The sequence below is a fragment of the Aeromonas sp. Prich7-2 genome, assembly GCF_017939255.1.
Lineage (GTDB): Bacteria > Pseudomonadota > Gammaproteobacteria > Enterobacterales > Aeromonadaceae > Aeromonas > Aeromonas caviae.
The window spans coordinates 1-404 of record NZ_JAGKRI010000051.1; the positions used below are offsets into that span (position 1 = coordinate 1).

Sequence of the window (404 nt, forward strand, 5' to 3'; positions counted from 1 at the left end):
GTGTAGGCCGGGTTTATCGCCAACACCTGACCACCTCGCCATGCCTGCTTGTATTCGAGCTGGCGGCGCAGCTCAAACCAGCCCTGATCTAATATCGAACGATTCAGCCCTGATTTTGCCCGGACGTTGCGCCCCGGCTGACTGGTCGTGCCCGCTGCTGATTTTGACATGCTGGCAACCTTCAAATCCTCAATGACGATCATCGCGTGGTTTTTGCTGATAGTCGTTGTGACCTTGTGAAGGTAATCGCGGCGGGTGTTGGCGATATGTGAGTGCAGCCGCTGGATCTTGGCTTTTTGTTTCTTCCAGTTGCTGCTGAACTTTACCTTTTTGCTCAACTGGCGTTGGAGCCTTGCCAGCTTGGTCTGATTGGTTTTGAAGCTGTTGACGGGCTCAAACACCGT

The 404-nt window shown here is 53.5% G+C and carries 1 protein-coding gene; it reads right to left on the reverse strand.

The annotated features are described in order from the left end of the window. On the reverse strand, positions 1 to 404 hold a 404-nt coding region (locus tag J9892_RS10420; RefSeq protein WP_210538290.1), incomplete at both ends, for an RNA-guided endonuclease TnpB family protein.